Annotated in this window: 16 protein-coding genes and 1 pseudogene; 15 read left to right on the plus strand and 2 right to left on the minus strand. The window is 70.7% G+C overall.

Going from position 1 to position 15,472, the window contains the following annotated elements:
* The first annotated feature begins 110 nt into the window (after positions 1-110).
* From MF408_RS13415 to MF408_RS13445, 8 genes and pseudogenes are all read left to right on the plus strand, one after another.
* Complete coding sequence (locus MF408_RS13415; protein WP_240248120.1) at positions 111-608, plus strand: acyl-CoA dehydrogenase family protein; 498 nt, start codon at positions 111-113, stop codon at positions 606-608.
* A gap of 611 nt (positions 609-1,219) precedes the next feature.
* The gene (locus tag MF408_RS25445) at positions 1,220-1,528 is read left to right on the plus strand and encodes an enoyl-CoA hydratase-related protein (protein WP_275693158.1); all 309 of its coding nucleotides are present in this window, start codon (positions 1,220-1,222) and stop codon (positions 1,526-1,528) included.
* A 433-nt stretch (positions 1,529-1,961) separates the two neighbouring features.
* Positions 1,962-2,204: pseudogene (locus MF408_RS25450) on the plus strand (acyl-CoA dehydrogenase family protein); the annotation flags it as partial.
* A complete protein-coding gene (locus MF408_RS13425; RefSeq protein ID WP_275693471.1) occupies positions 2,181-2,723 on the plus strand; it encodes an acyl-CoA dehydrogenase family protein in 543 nt (180 codons plus the stop codon). The pseudogene MF408_RS25450 and the gene MF408_RS13425, both read left to right, overlap by 24 nt.
* A 76-nt stretch (positions 2,724-2,799) precedes the next feature.
* Positions 2,800-3,606 (plus strand): enoyl-CoA hydratase-related protein, encoded by an 807-nt coding sequence (locus MF408_RS13430; RefSeq protein ID WP_275693159.1) that lies wholly within the window; start codon positions 2,800-2,802, stop codon positions 3,604-3,606.
* Complete coding sequence (locus MF408_RS13435; RefSeq protein WP_240248123.1) at positions 3,603-4,532, plus strand: enoyl-CoA hydratase; 930 nt, start codon at positions 3,603-3,605, stop codon at positions 4,530-4,532. Before MF408_RS13430 ends, MF408_RS13435 begins: the two co-directional genes overlap by 4 nt.
* A 109-nt stretch (positions 4,533-4,641) precedes the next feature.
* On the plus strand, positions 4,642-5,661 hold the full coding sequence (locus MF408_RS13440; RefSeq protein WP_240248124.1) for a sugar ABC transporter substrate-binding protein: 1,020 nt from the start codon (positions 4,642-4,644) through the stop codon (positions 5,659-5,661).
* 36 nt (positions 5,662-5,697) lie between these two features.
* Positions 5,698-6,738, plus strand: coding sequence for an ABC transporter permease (locus MF408_RS13445; RefSeq protein ID WP_240248125.1), 1,041 nt, complete (start codon positions 5,698-5,700; stop codon positions 6,736-6,738).
* 7 nt (positions 6,739-6,745) lie between these two features.
* Here MF408_RS13445 and MF408_RS13450 read toward each other — a convergent pair whose 3' ends face one another.
* Positions 6,746-7,051, minus strand: coding sequence for a hypothetical protein (locus tag MF408_RS13450; protein ID WP_240248126.1), 306 nt, complete (start codon positions 7,049-7,051; stop codon positions 6,746-6,748).
* Between the two features lie 40 nt (positions 7,052-7,091).
* Here MF408_RS13450 and MF408_RS13455 point away from each other — a divergent pair, with 40 nt between their 5' ends.
* The 7 genes from MF408_RS13455 to MF408_RS13485 all read left to right on the plus strand — a co-directional run bounded on the left by MF408_RS13455 (position 7,092) and on the right by MF408_RS13485 (position 13,867).
* Positions 7,092-8,267 carry a sugar ABC transporter ATP-binding protein gene (locus MF408_RS13455; RefSeq protein WP_240248127.1) on the plus strand — a complete coding sequence of 392 codons (1,176 nt, stop codon included), beginning with the start codon at positions 7,092-7,094 and terminating at the stop codon, positions 8,265-8,267.
* Positions 8,237-9,271, plus strand: a complete 1,035-nt coding sequence (locus MF408_RS13460; RefSeq protein ID WP_240248128.1) for an ABC transporter permease — start codon at positions 8,237-8,239, stop codon at positions 9,269-9,271. Before MF408_RS13455 ends, MF408_RS13460 begins: the two co-directional genes overlap by 31 nt.
* A 200-nt stretch (positions 9,272-9,471) precedes the next feature.
* Entirely contained in the window at positions 9,472-10,053 is a 582-nt protein-coding gene (locus MF408_RS13465) for an enoyl-CoA hydratase-related protein (protein ID WP_275693160.1), read from the plus strand.
* On the plus strand, positions 10,050-12,218 hold the full coding sequence (locus MF408_RS13470) for an LLM class flavin-dependent oxidoreductase (RefSeq protein WP_240248129.1): 2,169 nt from the start codon (positions 10,050-10,052) through the stop codon (positions 12,216-12,218). Before MF408_RS13465 ends, MF408_RS13470 begins: the two co-directional genes overlap by 4 nt.
* Positions 12,184-12,573 carry a hypothetical protein gene (locus MF408_RS13475; protein ID WP_240248130.1) on the plus strand — a complete coding sequence of 130 codons (390 nt, stop codon included), beginning with the start codon at positions 12,184-12,186 and terminating at the stop codon, positions 12,571-12,573. Before MF408_RS13470 ends, MF408_RS13475 begins: the two co-directional genes overlap by 35 nt.
* Positions 12,574-12,620: 47 nt before the next feature.
* Complete coding sequence (locus MF408_RS13480; RefSeq protein WP_240248131.1) at positions 12,621-13,013, plus strand: PaaI family thioesterase; 393 nt, start codon at positions 12,621-12,623, stop codon at positions 13,011-13,013.
* Complete coding sequence (locus tag MF408_RS13485) at positions 13,010-13,867, plus strand: TIGR03619 family F420-dependent LLM class oxidoreductase (protein ID WP_240248132.1); 858 nt, start codon at positions 13,010-13,012, stop codon at positions 13,865-13,867. The genes MF408_RS13480 and MF408_RS13485 overlap by 4 nt, the downstream gene beginning before the upstream one ends.
* Here MF408_RS13485 and MF408_RS13490 read toward each other — a convergent pair.
* On the minus strand, positions 13,843-15,444 hold the full coding sequence (locus MF408_RS13490; protein ID WP_240248133.1) for an AMP-binding protein: 1,602 nt from the start codon (positions 15,442-15,444) through the stop codon (positions 13,843-13,845). The two genes, MF408_RS13485 and MF408_RS13490, sit on opposite strands and share 25 nt — an antisense overlap.
* Between the last annotated feature and the right edge of the window lie 28 nt (positions 15,445-15,472).

The following is a 15,472-nucleotide window of genomic DNA, read 5'->3' on the forward strand; positions in this document are numbered from 1 at the left end:
GACCCCGGCGGGTCTGGTCCCCTACGCCGACACGGCCGACGTGGTCGCGCGGTGCGTCGACGGCCGCTGGGAGCTCGTCCACCCTGCAACCGAATGGCGGGAGGTAGTAGGTGTCGACCCGACCCGACGGGTCGCGATCGACCCCGGTTCGGGGCATCCCGTGTCCGTGGCCGCGTCCGCGGTCGATCGCCGTCCTCAGGACGGGGAGCGATGGGGGAACGGCCGCCCTGCTGGTCGGGGTCGCGAGGACGCTTGTCGACCGGACGGTCGACCACGTCCGCAACCGTCGCGCGTTCGGCGGCACCCTGGCCGACCTGCAGTCGGTGAGGCACGCGATCGCGGACGCGGTCGTGGCCGTCGAAGGAGCGCGGGCGGCGGTGTGGGCGGCCGCCGATGCTGCGAACCGGGAGGACGAAGCGGCAGGGCGGTGGTCGGTGATCGCTGTCGCTGCGGCTGTCGCGGCCGGCCGGAGGGCCGGGGAGGTGGCGCTGCAGTGCCACGGGGCGGTGGGTCTCACCGACGCGTTCGACCTCGCGGTCTGGTTGCGGCGTGGCAAGGCGCTCGAGATCGCCGCGCAGGCGCGGGAGTACGAGGAGCGGATGTGGTGAACGGCAACCGGTGCCGGCTCACCTGCGACGACCGGAGGTCCCGGGAGCGCGGAGAAGGAGCAGCAAGCAGATGATCGAGAAGCAGGTAGCCAAGGGCGAGCCCGGCCGGGTGCGCCTGGAGCGCGACGGCCACGTGGCGTGGTTCGTCTGGGACGGGTCCAACGAGCTCAACGCCGGCACCCCCGAGATGTACCGGGAGCTCTACGAGCATCTGTGCGAGTTCCGTGACGACAAGGACCTCTGGGTCGGCGTGATGACCGGCGCCGGGAGCCGTGCCTTCAGCGTGGGTGGCGACCTGAAGGCGATGCAGCAGGTCAACGACACGTTCGACCCCGAGCTGGCCTCGGAGCATTTCTGGTATCCCCGGTCCGACCAGCCGCACCGCACCTCGCAGGCGGCCGAGGACATCTTCACCCTCGAGCTCTACAAGCCGATCATCGGAGCGGTCAACGGACTCTGCCTCGGTGGAGCGCTCGTCTACCTGCTTGCACTGACCGACATCCGGGTGGCCAGCGACGACGCCACCTTCGGGTTCTCTGAGGTGAAGCACGGCCTTGGTGGAGGAGGCGGTCTCTCCGGCATCGCCCGTCACATCCCCCCTCGCCCACGCGATGTACCTCTGCCTCACCGGCGAGACGGTCGATGCTGCCGAGGCGCACCGGATCGGGTTGGTCAACGAGGTCGTTCCGCTGGAGGAGGTCCAGGACCGGGCAGCCGCGCTGGCCGCTCGCCTGTGCGAGAACTCGCCCCTCGTCGTGAAGATGGAGAAGGAGCTGGTCCAGCGGAGCCTCGAGATGCCTCGCCGGGAGGCCCTCCGGTTCAGCTGGGTGATGCACTTCGCCCAGCGCTACGGGCACGACGCGCTGGCCGGCCTCAAGGCATTCGCCGAGAAGACCAAGCCGTCGTACCGCGGTTGGTGAGCGACGTGCGGCCCGGGCGCCGCGACGAGGACGGGACCGGTGCAGGCGACCCGGCCGGTTTCCGCGCGCGCGTGCGCCGGTTCCTCCGCGACCATGACGGCGGTCGCCCGATCGGCGACAGGTACTCCGACCAAGGCCTCCGCGACCACCGCCGGTGGGCCCGCTCGCTCTTCGAGAACGGTCTCGCCGGGACGACGTGGCCGACCCGCTACGGCGGTGCGGGGGCTGGGCGTCGTCGAGAAGGCGATCGCGGACGAGGAGTATGCGAGGGCCGGAGGTCCGGAGCCGGTGAACCTCGTCGGTGTCGACCTCGTCGCTCCGGCGCTCCTCGCACACGGCACCGAGGAGCAGCGTCGGAAGTGGCTGCCCCGGTTGGGCCGGTGCGAGGAGATGTGGTCCCTCGCGCTGAGCGAGCCGGAGGCGGGGGAGCGACCTCCGCAACGTGCGCACCCGGTCGTCGGTCGTCACCGACGGCGTCGTCGTGCGCGGTCTCAAGGTGTGGTGCTCGTTCGCCCAGCAGGCCGACTGGTTGCTCGTCCTGACGGCGCTCGCCGAGGGGCGCGACGACCGGGGCCACCGCCCGCTGGTGGTGGTGGCGGTGCCCACCGCTGCACGAGGCGTGACCATCACGCCGCTCCGGATGCTGAACGGAGTGCCGGGTTTCTGCGAGGTCGCCTTCGACGACGTTCGACTCCCCCTGGACCACGTCCTCGGTCGACCCGGCAGGGGTTGGCAGGTCATCACCACGGTGCTGCGTGCCGAGCGGATGGCGCTGATGGCGCCCGCACGGTTCGAGTACCGGCTGGCTCAGCTCGGCCAGATGCTCGACGACCTGCGGATCGAGCCGGGCCACCGGGCGCGAGCGGAGCTCGCGACCCTGGACGTCGACGTGGCGGTCCACCGAGCCTTCACCCGGGTCCTGCTGGGGGTCGTCGCTGACGGAGGCGACCCCGGACCGCTGGCCTCGGTGTCGAAGCTGCTGTGGTCGCGGCTCGACCAACGTGTCGCGGAGACCGGCTTGGCGGCCCTTGGGGACGCCGCCGAATCGGCGGACCTGGAGCCGTTCCTGCCCCGGGTCCCGCCGGCCTGGCAGGAGTGGCCCGTCGAGTACTGGCAAGCCCGGGCGGCGTCCATCTACGGCGGAGCAGATCCGGTCCAGCGGGAGGTCCTCGCCCGGTCGGCCATAGGGCACTGACTCATGTGTCGAATTCGTTGACAAGTGAGTCAGATCGCAATTACGCTCGTGTCGAATATCCAACGAAGGAGTTGAGTTGACGTCCTCGAAGCCCCTCCTCACCAGGGACGGTCACGTCGCGACCATCACCCTGAACCGACCGGATGCCATGAACGCGATGGACGCCGAGGCCTACCAGGGCCTGCTCGGGATCTTCCGCGAGTTGGAGTCCGACCGCGAGGTGCGTGCGGTGGTCCTGACCGCGGCCGGTGAGCGGATCTTCACCGCCGGCGGCGACATGAAGGCCTACGCCCGTCGCTCCGACGAGGACTGGCAGGGGGAGGGCCTGGGGTCGGGTGCGCCGGCGTACGTCGCCGAGCTGAATGAGGTCATGTGGAACCTCCGCAAGCCGTTGGTCCTCGCGGCGAACGGCTCGGTCGTGGGCTGGGGCATCATGGCGGCGTTCTCGTCCGACTACCGGATCACCGTGCCGCACGCGAAGTTCGGCTACGCGGGGGCCATCAGCGCCTTCGGGGCGGCCGAGGGCGGAGGTGTGATCGAGCGGCTCCTCGTCCAGATCCCCTACGTGCATGCCATGGAGCTCCTGCTGAGCGGTGCTTTCATCACGGCGGAGCAGGCACATCGCTTCCACCTCGTCAACGAGGTGGTGGCTCCGGACCAGCTCCAGGCCCGCGCCCGTGAGGTCGCCGAGCGCTTCGTCGCGATGCCGCCGTTGGCCATCCAGAACGTCAAGGCCTCGGTCAAGCGGGTCTACAACCAGCAGCTCGACGGACCGATCGAGACGTCCAACGCGACCGGACGGATGTACCTGTACACCCGGGACTTCAGGGAGGCGCTCGACGCCTTCGCGGAGAAGCGGCAGCCCGTCTGGAGCGGCCGGTGAGCGCGGAGGCGGGCCCCCGCAGCCAGAGCGAGGACGGTCCCCGGGAGATGGAGCCCGGCGGCGTGCTCTACGAGCTGCGCGGGAACATCGCCGTGATCACGCTGAACCGCCCCGAGGTCAAGAACGCCCAGAACCTCGCCATGCTCTACGCACTGGACCGGGCCTTCTACGAGTTCTCCCAGGACGACGCCGCCGATGTCGCGGTCCTGCGCGGAGCAGGATCCTGCTTCTCGGCAGGGCACGACATGGGGAGCGCAGGCATGGACTACGACGTCTCCTACCCGCCGGTCTCGATGTGGTGGGACCACGTCGGCAAGGAAGGCGTCGAGAACTGGCTGGCCTGGGAGGAGGAGGCGTACGTCGGGATGTCGCACAGGTGGCGCGACATCCCCAAGCCCACCATCGCCATGGTGCACGGACCGTGCATCGCGGCCGGCCTGATGCTCGCCTGGCCCTGCGACCTCATCATCGCGTCGGAGGACGCCACCTTCAGCGACCCGGTGCTCCGCATGGGGGTTCCCGGGGTCGAGCTCTTCGCGCACCCCTGGGAGCTGGGCCCGCGCCAGGCGAAGGAGCTGCTCTTCCTGGGCGACAAGATCAGCGCCGAACGTGCGCGAGAGCTCGGCATGGTCAACCGCGTCGTGCCGTCGGAGGAGCTGGAGGCGCACACGATGGATCTGGCCGAACGGATCGCGGAGATGCCGCGGCTCGGGCTCGTCCTCGCCAAGAAGGCCGTCAACCGGGCCCAGGACGCGATGGGGTACCGCACCGGCACCGACGTCTCGTTCGGCCTCCACCAGCTGGCCCAGGCGCACAACCAGATCGTCTCGGGTGGCCCCGGTCGTGGTCACGACGCGCGAAGCATGCGCGAGCGCAAGACGTCAGGTCCGGGCAACCCGGGCGTCGACCGTCCCAACGAGCTGTGAACGCCCCGGTCACAGCAGCCCGTCGCGAGCGCCCGAGAACGGACGCCCGAGCAGAGCGAGGAGCAGAAGGATGCAGGTAGCAAGACGCGGTCTCCGCACGACCACCGCGGTGGTCGCGGTGGCGGTAGGACTTCTCGGGTTCCAGGCATGCAGCGAGGACAACGTGGCGGCCGAGGAGAAGGCCCCGGAACGCGACGGACGGATCTCGGTGGAGAAACGCACGATCGGCGTGACGAGCATCGTGCTCACCGCGGGCTCCTCGAAGCGCCTTCTCAAAGGGATCCAGGACGCCGCGTCGCTCCTGGGCTGGGAAGTGATCGAGTGTGACGCGGCGGGCGACGCAGCCGCCTCCGACACGTGCATCACCTCCCTGATCCAGCAGGGTGCCGACGCCGTCTTGTCGATGGGTTCGGAGCCCGCCCTGCTCCGGCAGGCGTTGAAGAGGGCCTCTGACAAGGGCGTACCCGTCGTCAACATCGGCGGCACCGTCTCCGACCCGGATGCGTTCGACGCGTCCTACGCACCGGACGACGTGCAGCTTTCCACCGTGCTCAACGACAAGGTGTTCGAGGACCTCGGGGACGCGTCCGCAACCATCGGCGCCTATGTCAACGACGCGATCGTCGCGATCCGGACGCGGACCGAGGCGCTCCGGGAGCAGGTGGCGGAACGGTCTGACGTCGAGCTCGAGGAGATGTCCACGGCGAACTACACCGACCCGTTCGCCTCCTCCCGCCAGGCGGCGCAGTCGCTGTTGCGTGCGAACGACGACGTCCGAGCACTGTGGGGCTCCGGGACCACGAACGTCCCAGGGGCGGTGGCCGCGGTCGAAGACCTCGGCGCCGAGCAGGATGTCAAGGTCTACGGGTTCTACCTCGACGACGCCTTGGCCGAGCTGCTGCGCCAAGGCAAGGTGGCGGCCGTCGCCGACACCACGCTCGAGGTGAACAGCTACACCGCGATCGACCAGCTTCTCGCCCTGTGGGAGGGCGAAGGGGCCATCGATCCCGAGGCCGAGCCCGTCCCAGTGGAGTACGTGCTCTACACCCCCGACAACCTCGACGAGGTCTCCACCGACACCGGTCAGCTCGACGAGTTCCAGTCGGCGTGGGCGGAGGATTACTCGTGAGCAGCCACGACAGGTCGAGCAGCCACGGGAGGTGACATGACTGACGCGGTCTCGGAGGTCAAGCCCGCGACGACCGGTGGTCCACCACCCGGCGGGTCCCGCCGGGTGGTTGAGCCGGACTCGGTCGTGCTGCGCCGCCTCCGGATGCGCAGAATGGCCGCCCGGTACGGCGTGCTGGCCCTTCTCGCCCTCACCGTGGTCACGTTCGGCGTCGCCGAGCCCGACCGGTTCCTCACGCAGGACACGCTGATGATCATCATTCACCAGACCTCGGTAGCTGCGGTGGTGGCCTTCGGCGTGACGATGGTGCTGGTCCTCCGCCACTTCGACCTCTCGATCGTGGGAGTGATGGGTCTCAGCGGAGCGCTCGCCGTGCACCTGATGCTTCAAGGCGTCGCCTGGCCGGTGGCTGCCCTGGTGGGCGTCGCTACCGGCGCGGCCGTGGGCGCCGTCAACGGCGTCTTCGTCGCCGTCGTCGGGGCGTCCTCGTTCGTAGCGACCCTTGCCACTGGAAGCGTCGCGACAGCGCTGGAGTTCCACTTCTCGGGCCAGGTCCAGATCAACGAGGGCATCTCCGAGGGGTTCCTCGACCTCGGTGCGGCAGAGCCGCTCGGGTTGGAGCTGACCACCTGGCTCGCGCTCGGGGTGGCGGCCCTCCTGTGGGTGGTCCTCGAACGTTCCGAGTACGGACGAGTGCTCCGTGCAGTCGGTGGGAACGCAGACGCCAGCAGGTTCTCCGGCGTCCGCGGCCGCCGGGTCCAGGTCGCCGCGTTCGCCGTGGCGGGAGCCGCTGCAGCCGTGACCGGACTGGTCCTGGTCGCGGAGAGCGCGGCGTACGCGCCGGACGCCGGTGCGCCGCTCCTCATCCCGACCTACGCCGCCGTCTTCATCGGCGCGGCCGTTCTCCGCCCCGGCGTCATGACGATCGTCGGCACAGTCGTCGGCCTGCTGTTCCTGGCCGTGGTGGAGTCGGGCCTGACGATCGTGGGCGTCGCGGGTTGGGCGGGTCAGGTGACGGTCGGAGTCGTCCTCATGGTGGCGATCTTGTTGTCGAGGATGGGAGGGGAGCATGACTGAGCGTGACTCAGGTATCGCGCTCCGGGGCGTCATGAAGACCTACCTCGGGGTGCACGCCGTCCGGGAGGTCGACCTGGACATCCGGCCAGGGGAGTGCCTCGGCCTCGTCGGCAAGAACGGCGCAGGCAAGAGCACGCTGATCAAGATCATCGCGGGGATGGTCACCCCGGACGCGGGACAGGTCCTCGTCGACGGGAAGGAGGAGGCGGTGTCGTCTCCCCGGGACGCCCGCCGCCTCGGGTTCGCCTTCCTCCACCAGGACCTCAACGACGTGCCGGGCCTCGACGTGTCCGCCAACCTCTGGATGGGGCATCGGCTCCCTCGCAACCGATGGCGACGGATCGACTGGGCGGGTGCCCGCGCCCGGACGGCTGAGCTGCTCGACCTGGTCGGGTGTTCGGCCTCCCCGACCGACCGGATGGGGGGAGCTGAGCATTGCCCAGCGACAGCTGGTGATGCTCGCTCGCGCCGTCTCCCACCAGGCGCGCCTGGTCGTCATGGACGAACCGACTGCCACCCTGTCCGCTCGCGAGGTGGACCACCTCCGGGACGTGCTCGAGCGTCTGCGTCAGAGCGGGACGAGCGTCATCTTCGTCTCGCACCGGCTGCCGGAGGTGCGGGAGTTCTGCGACCGGATCGTGGTCATGCGCGACGGTGCGGTGGTCGCGCATGACGTCTCACCCCGAGCGAGCGAGGCGGAGCTGGTGACCCTGATCACGGGCGACGACAGCGCCGTGAAGCTGGCCGGCGACGTCCGGACCGAGCAGCGACGACGCGGCCAGGTCGTGCTGGAGGTGTCCGGGCTCACCCGCCCCCCGCTCGTGTGGGACGTCTCCTTCACCCTCCATGCGGGCGAGGTGCTCGGGATCGCCGGCCTCGTCGGCTCGGGACGCACCGAGCTGGCACGCACGCTCGCCGGGATCGATCCCGCCCAGTCGGGGACCGTGCGGACCGGCGACGGGAGGACGGTGGTGCTCGACAGCCCGCAGGCCGCCTCAGCCGCCGCCATCAGCCTCATCCCGGAGGACCGGCTGCGCTACGGCCTCGTCAAGGGGTTCGCCATCCGCGAGAACCTCACCCTGCCGACGCTGCGTCGCTACCGGGCGCGCCGGTGGCTTCCGCTGCCGGCGCGGAGCAAGGAGCGGGTGGTGAGCGACGACATCGTCGACCGGCTCAGTGTCGCCTGCTCCGACGTGGAGCAGCAGGCGTCCTTCCTCTCCGGGGGCAACCAGCAGAAGGTCGTCCTCGGTAAGGCGCTGCTGCAGGACGCCGACGTGCTGATCTTCGACGAGCCGACAGACGGGGTGGACGTGGGAGCGCGCGAGGAGATCTACGCCGAGATCGACCGACTCGCCCAGCAGGGCAAGGCCGTGGTCCTCATCTCGGCGGAGTTCTCCGAGCTGGCGCACACCTGCGACCGGGTGCTGGTGATGCGGGACGGTGCCGTCGTCGGAGTCCTGGACCAGCTGCCGTTGACCGAGACATCCATGCTCCGGCTGTGCTACGCCGATGGAGGTGCTGCCGCATGACTGCTGTATCCCCGGTGGTCGAGCAGCGGGCCCGGACCTCCGGCTTGGAGATGGTGCGACTGATTGCCCGGTCGGGCATCCTCGCCACCTTCGTCCTAGCGATCGTCGCCTTCAGCATCGCGCGACCGGACGCCTTCATGACGATCGACAACGCATTGACGATCCTCAACAACACCGCGGTGGTCGGGATCATCGCCGTCGGTGTGACCGTCCCCCTGATCATCCACGAGTTCGACCTCACCGCCTCAGCTCTGGTGAGCGGCGCCGGGTTCCTCGTGGCGACACTGATGACGCGCGAGGGGATGTACTGGCCGGCGGCGTTGGTGACGACGTGCCTGGTCTGCGGGGCGATCGGCGGCCTGGTCGGTGCGATCGTGTCGCGGAACCCGGGGGTCTCCTTCATCTTCACACTCGGCGCAGCGTCCGTCGTGGGCGGCGTGGAGCTGTGGCAGGGAGAGGCGGAGGCGATCTTCCTCGGCATCCCGGACGGCTTCAAGCAGATCGGCCAAGGTGAGCTGTTCGGCGAGGTCCGCGTCCCGATCCTGCTTCTGCTCGCAGTCTGTGCCGCCGCATGGTGGTGGCTCGCCCGAACCCAGACCGGCCGCGACATCTCCGTGATCGCCGGCAACCGTCGTGCCGCGGTCGCGGCCGGCATCGAGGTCCGCCGTATCGTCGTGGCGGCGTTCGTCGTGTCTGCGACGGCCGCCGGCTTCGCCGGTGTCGTCGCGACGGCCGACGCCGGGGCGTACTACCCCGCTCCGGGAACGAGCGTGCTGCTCTCGGTGTTCACCGCGGCCTTCCTCGGCGCCGCGGTGTCGGGCCGGTTCGGGGTCGTGGCTAGCGCGTTCGGCGCGCTGTACCTGACCGTCATCAGCACGGGGTTGCAGATGCTCGGCGTCGAGCACTGGGTGTCGCTGTTCGTCGAGGGTCTGGTGCTGGTCGTGGCGATCGCGCTCGCAAGGCTCGGCGGCGCGGCGGCCTCGGGTCCCACCCTGGCCCACTGACATGACGATCCGTTACGAGTGCCGGGACCGGGTGGGCCGGATAACGCTGGACCGGCCGGAGGCCCGCAACGCCATGGACCCGGCCGCCTACCGAGAGATCCAGGAGTGCTTCGACGCGCTCGACGACGACCCGCTGGCGGACGTGGGTCTGGTCGCCGCCACCGGGAGCGACTTCACCGTCGGCGGGGACATGCGGGTCCATGCTGCCAAGACTGCGGCCGAGTGGCGGTCCGCGAGCCCTGACTCTCCGAGCATCGAGCAGCAGCGACGGATGTGGGAGGTCAGCAAGCCGCTCGTCGTCGCGGCTCAGGGCCACTGCGTGGGGGTGGGGCTTCGCGCTGCTGCTCGCGTCGGACGTCCGAGTCCTCGCCGACGACGCCCGGATCGGTTTCACCAATCTCCGGTTCTTCGGTGGCGCGTCGACCGGCGGCTACCTCGAACGGCTCTTCGCCCAGGTCCCGTACGCGCGGGCCGTTGACCTGGCCCTCACGGGCAGGGTGATCTCTGCGGACGAGGCGCTCGAGCACGGCTTGGCGACCACGGTGTGTGCGCGGTCCGACCTGCAGCGGGTCGCCGAGGGTTGGGTGGATCGGCTCCGGGCGACGCCGCCGCAGGTCCTGCGGACGGTGAAGCGGGCCGGGCGGCGGGTGCAGGACAACGTCGTAGGCACGTCGTTCGAGATGACGGAGAGTGACGGTCTGGCCTTCATCGCGAGCGACGACTTCGAGGAGGCCTTCGCCGCGTGGCGGGAGAAGCGGGCACCCCGTTGGAGCGGGCGATGAGCACCAGGCAGCTACGGGTCGGCCTGCTCGTGGACTTGCGGGCGGCGCCTGGGGGCGACGCGGACCTCGGCACCCGCGCGCGGGCGACGCTCGCCCGGCTGGCCGATGCAGAGCGAGCGGGGCTGCCGGCGGTGTGGCTCAGCGAGCACCACGGGTTCGCCGACCAGCACCTCGCCCAACCGCTCACGTTCGCCGCCGCCGTCGCCGCGCGCACGTCGACGCTCCGGATCGGTACGGCAGTCCTCGTCGCGCCACTGGCCCACCCGCTGGCACTGGCCGAGCAGGCGGCGCTGGTCGACCACCTCAGCGGCGGGCGGCTCGAGCTCGGTCTCGGCGCTGGCTGGAGGCACGAGGAGTTTGTGGCGTTCGACGTCGACCGCGCCGAGCGCTACCAGGTCCTCGAGGAGCGCGCCGGCGGGCTCGCCGCGCTCTGGGGGAGCGGTGTGGCGGTCCCGCCCCCGGTCCAGGCACCGCTGCCGCTCTGGGTCGGCGGCCGGGGCCCACGCGGGGCCCGGATCGCGGGACGGGTCGGAGCCGGTCTCCTGTGGCTGGACCGCGAGCTGCTCGGTCCGTACCGGGAGGCCCTGGCCGGCGCGGGGCATCCGCTCGACGCCGCGCGGATGGGCGGCCTGGTGAACATGGTCCTGGCGGACGACCCCGACGAGGTGCGGGCGGCGGTGCGCGTACCGGGCCGCGCCAGGGCCGAGAGCTACCGCGGCAGTGAGACCAGCTCCAGCGGGATGGAGCGGTTGCGGGTGTGGAGGTGCGAGGAGGCCGCCGACGCGATCGCGGCCATGGTGGAGGGGCTCCCAGTCACCGACATCTTCTGCCTCGAACGACTGGCCGGCCTGCCCGAGCGGCTCGTACGTCGTCACGTCGAGCTGGTGTCCGGGGGACCTTCGCCGGCACCTCGCGGAACGGATTCGCTGGGTCGACCGGGAGGACGGGACGGGCGGATGGACCAGATGACCAGGCGGGCGGACGCGCCGGCGACGACTCACGGCGTCGGCGAGCATCAGAAGCTGACCGTCGCAGGGTTGTTCGCCGAGCGGGTGCGCTCGTCGAGCGCAAGGACCGCGTTGGTGAGCGACCACGAGGAGTGGGACTACGCGGCTCTCGGCGGCAGGGTGACCGCGTGCCGCGAGAGGCTCCGTGCTTGGGGCTTGGCGCAAGGCGAGCGCGTGGCGTTCATCTTCCCCCACGCACCGGAGGCGGTGCCGTGGGTCCTGGCAGCGGCCTGCCACGGGCTGGTGCTGGTGCCGATCAACACCAGGCTCGCGCCCGGGGAGGTGGCGGCCGTGCTCGTCGACGCGGACGTCCGGGGGGTCCTGGTGCACCCCTCGATGGCCACCTGGGTCGACGAGCTCGCGACCACCCTGGCCGACCAGTGGTTCATCTGGGTGCCGGAGGCCGTGGAGCCGGAGCCGGGCGCCCCACTGGACGACGCGCCGATCGCTGGTCAGGACCCGTTGTGGATCCTCTACACCAGCGGCAGCACGGGAACGCCGAAGGGTTGCGTGCTGTCCCACCAAGCCGGGGTGACGATCGGGTTCAACCTCTTCTACGCGATGGCGTTGCGGTCCACCGACCGGTACCTCTCCACGATGCCGCTCTTCCACGTCGGCGGCCTGGGCTTCACTCTCGGCTCGGTGCACGCCGGAGCGGCGGTCGTCTACTCCGGCTCGGCGGACGCCGCCGACATGGCCGGCTCGATCCGCCGGCACCGGATCACCTGCGCTACGGTGCCCTTCGTCGGCGCGCTGGTGGATCACGTCGAGCGCGAGGCGTGCGAGCTCACCACCCTCCGGCTGGTGGTCTGGGGTAGTCAGATGGAGCGGCCGGAGACGATCGCGCGTGTCGGCTCGGTCCTGGGTGCGGAGTGGCTCGGGATGTTCGGCAGCACCGAGAGTGGCAACGTCGCCCTGATCACCGATGCGAACGACGAGCTGGGCCACCCGGGTTGCGTCGGCAGGCCGGTGCCCGGCCTGGTCGCGACAGTGCTCGACCCGGCGACCGGACAACCGGTGCCGGAAGGCGACACCGGCGAGCTCTGCGTGCGAGGGCCGTCGACGATGTCGGAGTACTGGCGGAACCCCGAAGCCACCGCGGCCACGTTGGCAGGGGGGCTGGGTGCACTCGGGCGACCTGGTCCGTCGTGGGCCTGAGGGTCTTCTCTTCTTCGAGGGCCGGATCAAGGACATGATCAAGTCCGGAGGGGAGAACGTGTTCGCGATGGAGGTCGAGTCGGCGCTGCGCGCGGTGCCCGGGATCGTCGAGGCCGCCGTGTTCGGGGTGCCGGACCCGAAGTGGGGGGAGGCGGTCGCAGCGGCGGTCGTGCTCGACCCGTCCGTGCCGCGCCCGGCTGCGACGCAGGTCGAGACGGCGCTGCGTCAGCAGATCGCGGGTTACAAGGTTCCGCGACGCATCGCCGTGCTGTCCGAGCTTCCGAGGTTCCAGGGCAAGGTGCGCAAGACCGACCTGCGCAAGGCGTGGGTCGCGGGCGCGTTGGAGCTCCTGTGACGTCGAGCGGGCGCGGCGGTGTCGCCGTCGACAGCGACGAGTTGCGGATGTGGTTCAACACCTGGGTCGGAGCGCGGCTGCTGTGGTCCGAGTGCACGGCGATGACCGCCGGGAGGGCGGAGGTCGAGATGAGGCCGCCCGACGGCTTCAGGAACCCTGACGGTGCGATCCACGGTGGGCTGATCTCGGCCGTCGCCGACCAGGCAGGCGGCCTGGCCGTCCACAGCATGATCGGTCCGGACCAGACCTCGACCACGGTGCACCTCGACGTCCAGTTCCTGCGAGCTGCGCGGTCGGCGCCGCTGAGGGCGGTCGGGGAGGTGCGCAGGCTGGCGCGGACGGTGGGTTTCGCCTCCGTCCGGGTGCTCGACGGCGAGGGTGACGTCTGCGCGACCGCCGCCGGGACCTGGAGCGTGTCCACGCGAAGTGCGCCACGATGACACTCCGACTCGGGCTGCCGTTGCGGATCCCCTACGACCGGATGAGGGACGTCGCCGTCGTCGCCGAACGCCTCGGGCTGGAGTCGGTGTGGCTACCGGACCACCTCGTGCTGCCCGCCGCAGCGTCGGCGGAGACCTTGGAGCATGCGCCGATCGACCCCGAGATCCCCGTGCTGGACACCCTCGTCGTCGCAGACAGGCTCGCTCAGGCGACCACCGGGCTGCGGGTGGGCACCTGGACCTACAACCTGGCGCTGCGACCGGTCATCGTCGCCGCCCGCACCGTCCAGACCGTCGCCCTCGGGTCGGGCGGGCGTCTCCTGCTCGGGGTCGGGGCCGGCTGGCTGCCGGGGGAGTACGCCGCCGCCGGTGTCGACTTCAGGACGCGCGGCCGTCGCCTGGACGAGTCCATCGAGGCGCTCCGCACGCTGCTCGACGCCGAGCTCCCGAGCTACCACGGTGACCACGTCTCGTTCCCCGCCGTCCACTTCGTCCCCAAGGCACCGCCGGTGCCGGTGCTGGTCGGCGGCGACAGCGACGCTGCTCTGCGTCGCGCGGTGCGCGCGGGGGACGGTTGGATCGGCAGCTACCACACGCTCGACGGTGCTCGCGAGCGCGTGGAGCGCCTCGCGGCGCTGACGGCCGCAGCAGGTCGCGACGGGAACCGGCTCGAGGTGACGGTGGCAGCTCCGCCGGACGCGTGCCCGCGGACCGTCGAGGAGCTCGACCGCTGGGAGGAGGCTGGCGTCGACCGCCTGCTCGTCACCCCGTGGTCACGCTCCCGCGATGCCGTGCCCGAGCTGCAGCGCTGGGCTGCGGCCCTTGCGGGCTACGGCACCGTGCGGGCCGACTGAGCCGTCCGGTCGTACGTCTCCGGGGTGACGCCCAGGGCGCGCAGCTCATGCTTGAGCACCCGCTGGGAGGCGTTCACCGGTAGGTCGTCGGCGTAACGCACGAACCGCGGGACCGCGAACGCAGGGAGCCCGGCGTCGCACCACTGCCACAGGTCGTCGGGCGCCGGGGTGGCACCGGGACGGAGCACCACCGAGACCATCACCTCGTCCTCGCTCCACTCACTGGGGACCGGGTAGGCGGCGCACTTCATGACGTCGGGGTGCTCCGCGACGACGCGCTCGACCTCGAAGGACGAGATGTTCTCCCCACGACGCCGGATGGCGTCCTTGATCCGGTCGACGAAGACGAGCTCGCCGTGCTCGTCGAAATAGCCCGCGTCGCCGGTGTGGAACCAGAGGTCCCGGCAGGCTTCGAGCGTTTCCTGCGGCCGCCCCCAGTACTGACGGAAGATGACGTCGGGCTCGAGGGGGCGGACCACGATCTCGCCCCGGGTGCTGGCCTCCACGGGCCGACCGGCCTCGTCGTGGATCGCTATCTGGACGTGGGGGAGCGGGGTGCCCGACGTTCCGGGGCGAACGGCGCCGATCCGCTGGGAGCTGACGGTTCCGGTCTCGGTCATGCCGTAGACGTCGATCATGTCGGCTCCGAACCGCTCGGTGAAGCGACGCCGGACCTCAGGCGTCACCGCGCTTGCGCAGACGAGTCGGAGGCGGTGCGCACGGTCGTCCGCGGACGGTTCGCCGGCGAGCAGGAGGTGAACGACCGCTCCCATCGCCGGGAACCACGTCACGCCACCACCGCGGACGTCTTCCCAGAAGCTGCTGAGCGAGAAGTGGGGACGAAGCAGCACGGACGCCTCCGCCAGCAGCGATGCGCCGAGCACGAAGGAGCGCGCGGTGATGTGGAACAGCGGGAAGAAGGAGTAGGCGACGTCGTCCTCCGTGAGCTCTGCCACGGTGCGCGCCGACACGCTGTTGGTGAAGAAGCTGCGGTGGGTGTGGAGCACGCCCTTCGACGGACCGGTGGTCCCGGAGGTGTACATGACGCTGCCCGGGTCGGTCTCCCTCAGGGCGAGGCGCGGTGCCGGTCGGAGCCGGGACGCCTCGCTGAGCCACACCGTCTGGAACGGCAGCGGGTCGGGGCCCACCGAGGCCGACGCCGAGCCGGCTGCGCCGACGAGGACGACCGTCCGCAGGTCGGGCAGGGAAAGCTCGACGAGACGCGGCAGCCACTTAACGTCGATGATCGCGGCCGACGCACCGGAGTCGACCAGCACGTGACGGAGGAAGTCGCCCGAGAAGGCGGTGTTGACCGGCACCTCGAGCGCGCCGGTGGCGCAGACGCCGAACCACACCGCGAGGTAGTCGAGTCCCGGGTCGAGCATCGTCGCGACTCGATCCCCGCGCCGCACTCCGATTCCGTCCAGGAGCGCCGCAATCCTCGCGGACCGGTCCGCGAGCTCGCCGTAGGTGACGCTGCGACGCTGCTCGTCCGTGACGAAGACGCGGTCGGGAAGCCGCTCAGCGGTCACGGTGAGCGCGAGGCTCGGGATGAGGGGAACGTGGGGAGCCGGCACGATCAAGTCCTCCTTGACTCGGGTGTCG

It is taken from the genome of Nocardioides sp. TF02-7, from assembly GCF_022437945.1.
Lineage (GTDB): Bacteria > Actinomycetota > Actinomycetes > Propionibacteriales > Nocardioidaceae > Nocardioides.

What these genes read in the sequence shown, in the direction of transcription:
- MF408_RS25445 (WP_275693158.1), top strand. Translation starts at nt 1,220, where the DNA reads ATGTACCTCTGCCTCACCGGCGAGACGGTCGATGCTGCCGAGGCGCAC.
- MF408_RS13445 (WP_240248125.1), top strand. Translation starts at nt 5,698, where the DNA reads ATGACTGACGCGGTCTCGGAGGTCAAGCCCGCGACGACCGGTGGTCCA.
- MF408_RS13450 (WP_240248126.1), bottom strand. Translation starts at nt 7,051, where the DNA reads ATGCCCCATCCAGAGGTTGGCGGACACGTCGAGGCCCGGCACGTCGTT.
- MF408_RS13465 (WP_275693160.1), top strand. Translation starts at nt 9,472, where the DNA reads ATGCTGCCAAGACTGCGGCCGAGTGGCGGTCCGCGAGCCCTGACTCTC.
- MF408_RS13470 (WP_240248129.1), top strand. Translation starts at nt 10,050, where the DNA reads ATGAGCACCAGGCAGCTACGGGTCGGCCTGCTCGTGGACTTGCGGGCG.
- MF408_RS13480 (WP_240248131.1), top strand. Translation starts at nt 12,621, where the DNA reads ATGTGGTTCAACACCTGGGTCGGAGCGCGGCTGCTGTGGTCCGAGTGC.
- MF408_RS13485 (WP_240248132.1), top strand. Translation starts at nt 13,010, where the DNA reads ATGACACTCCGACTCGGGCTGCCGTTGCGGATCCCCTACGACCGGATG.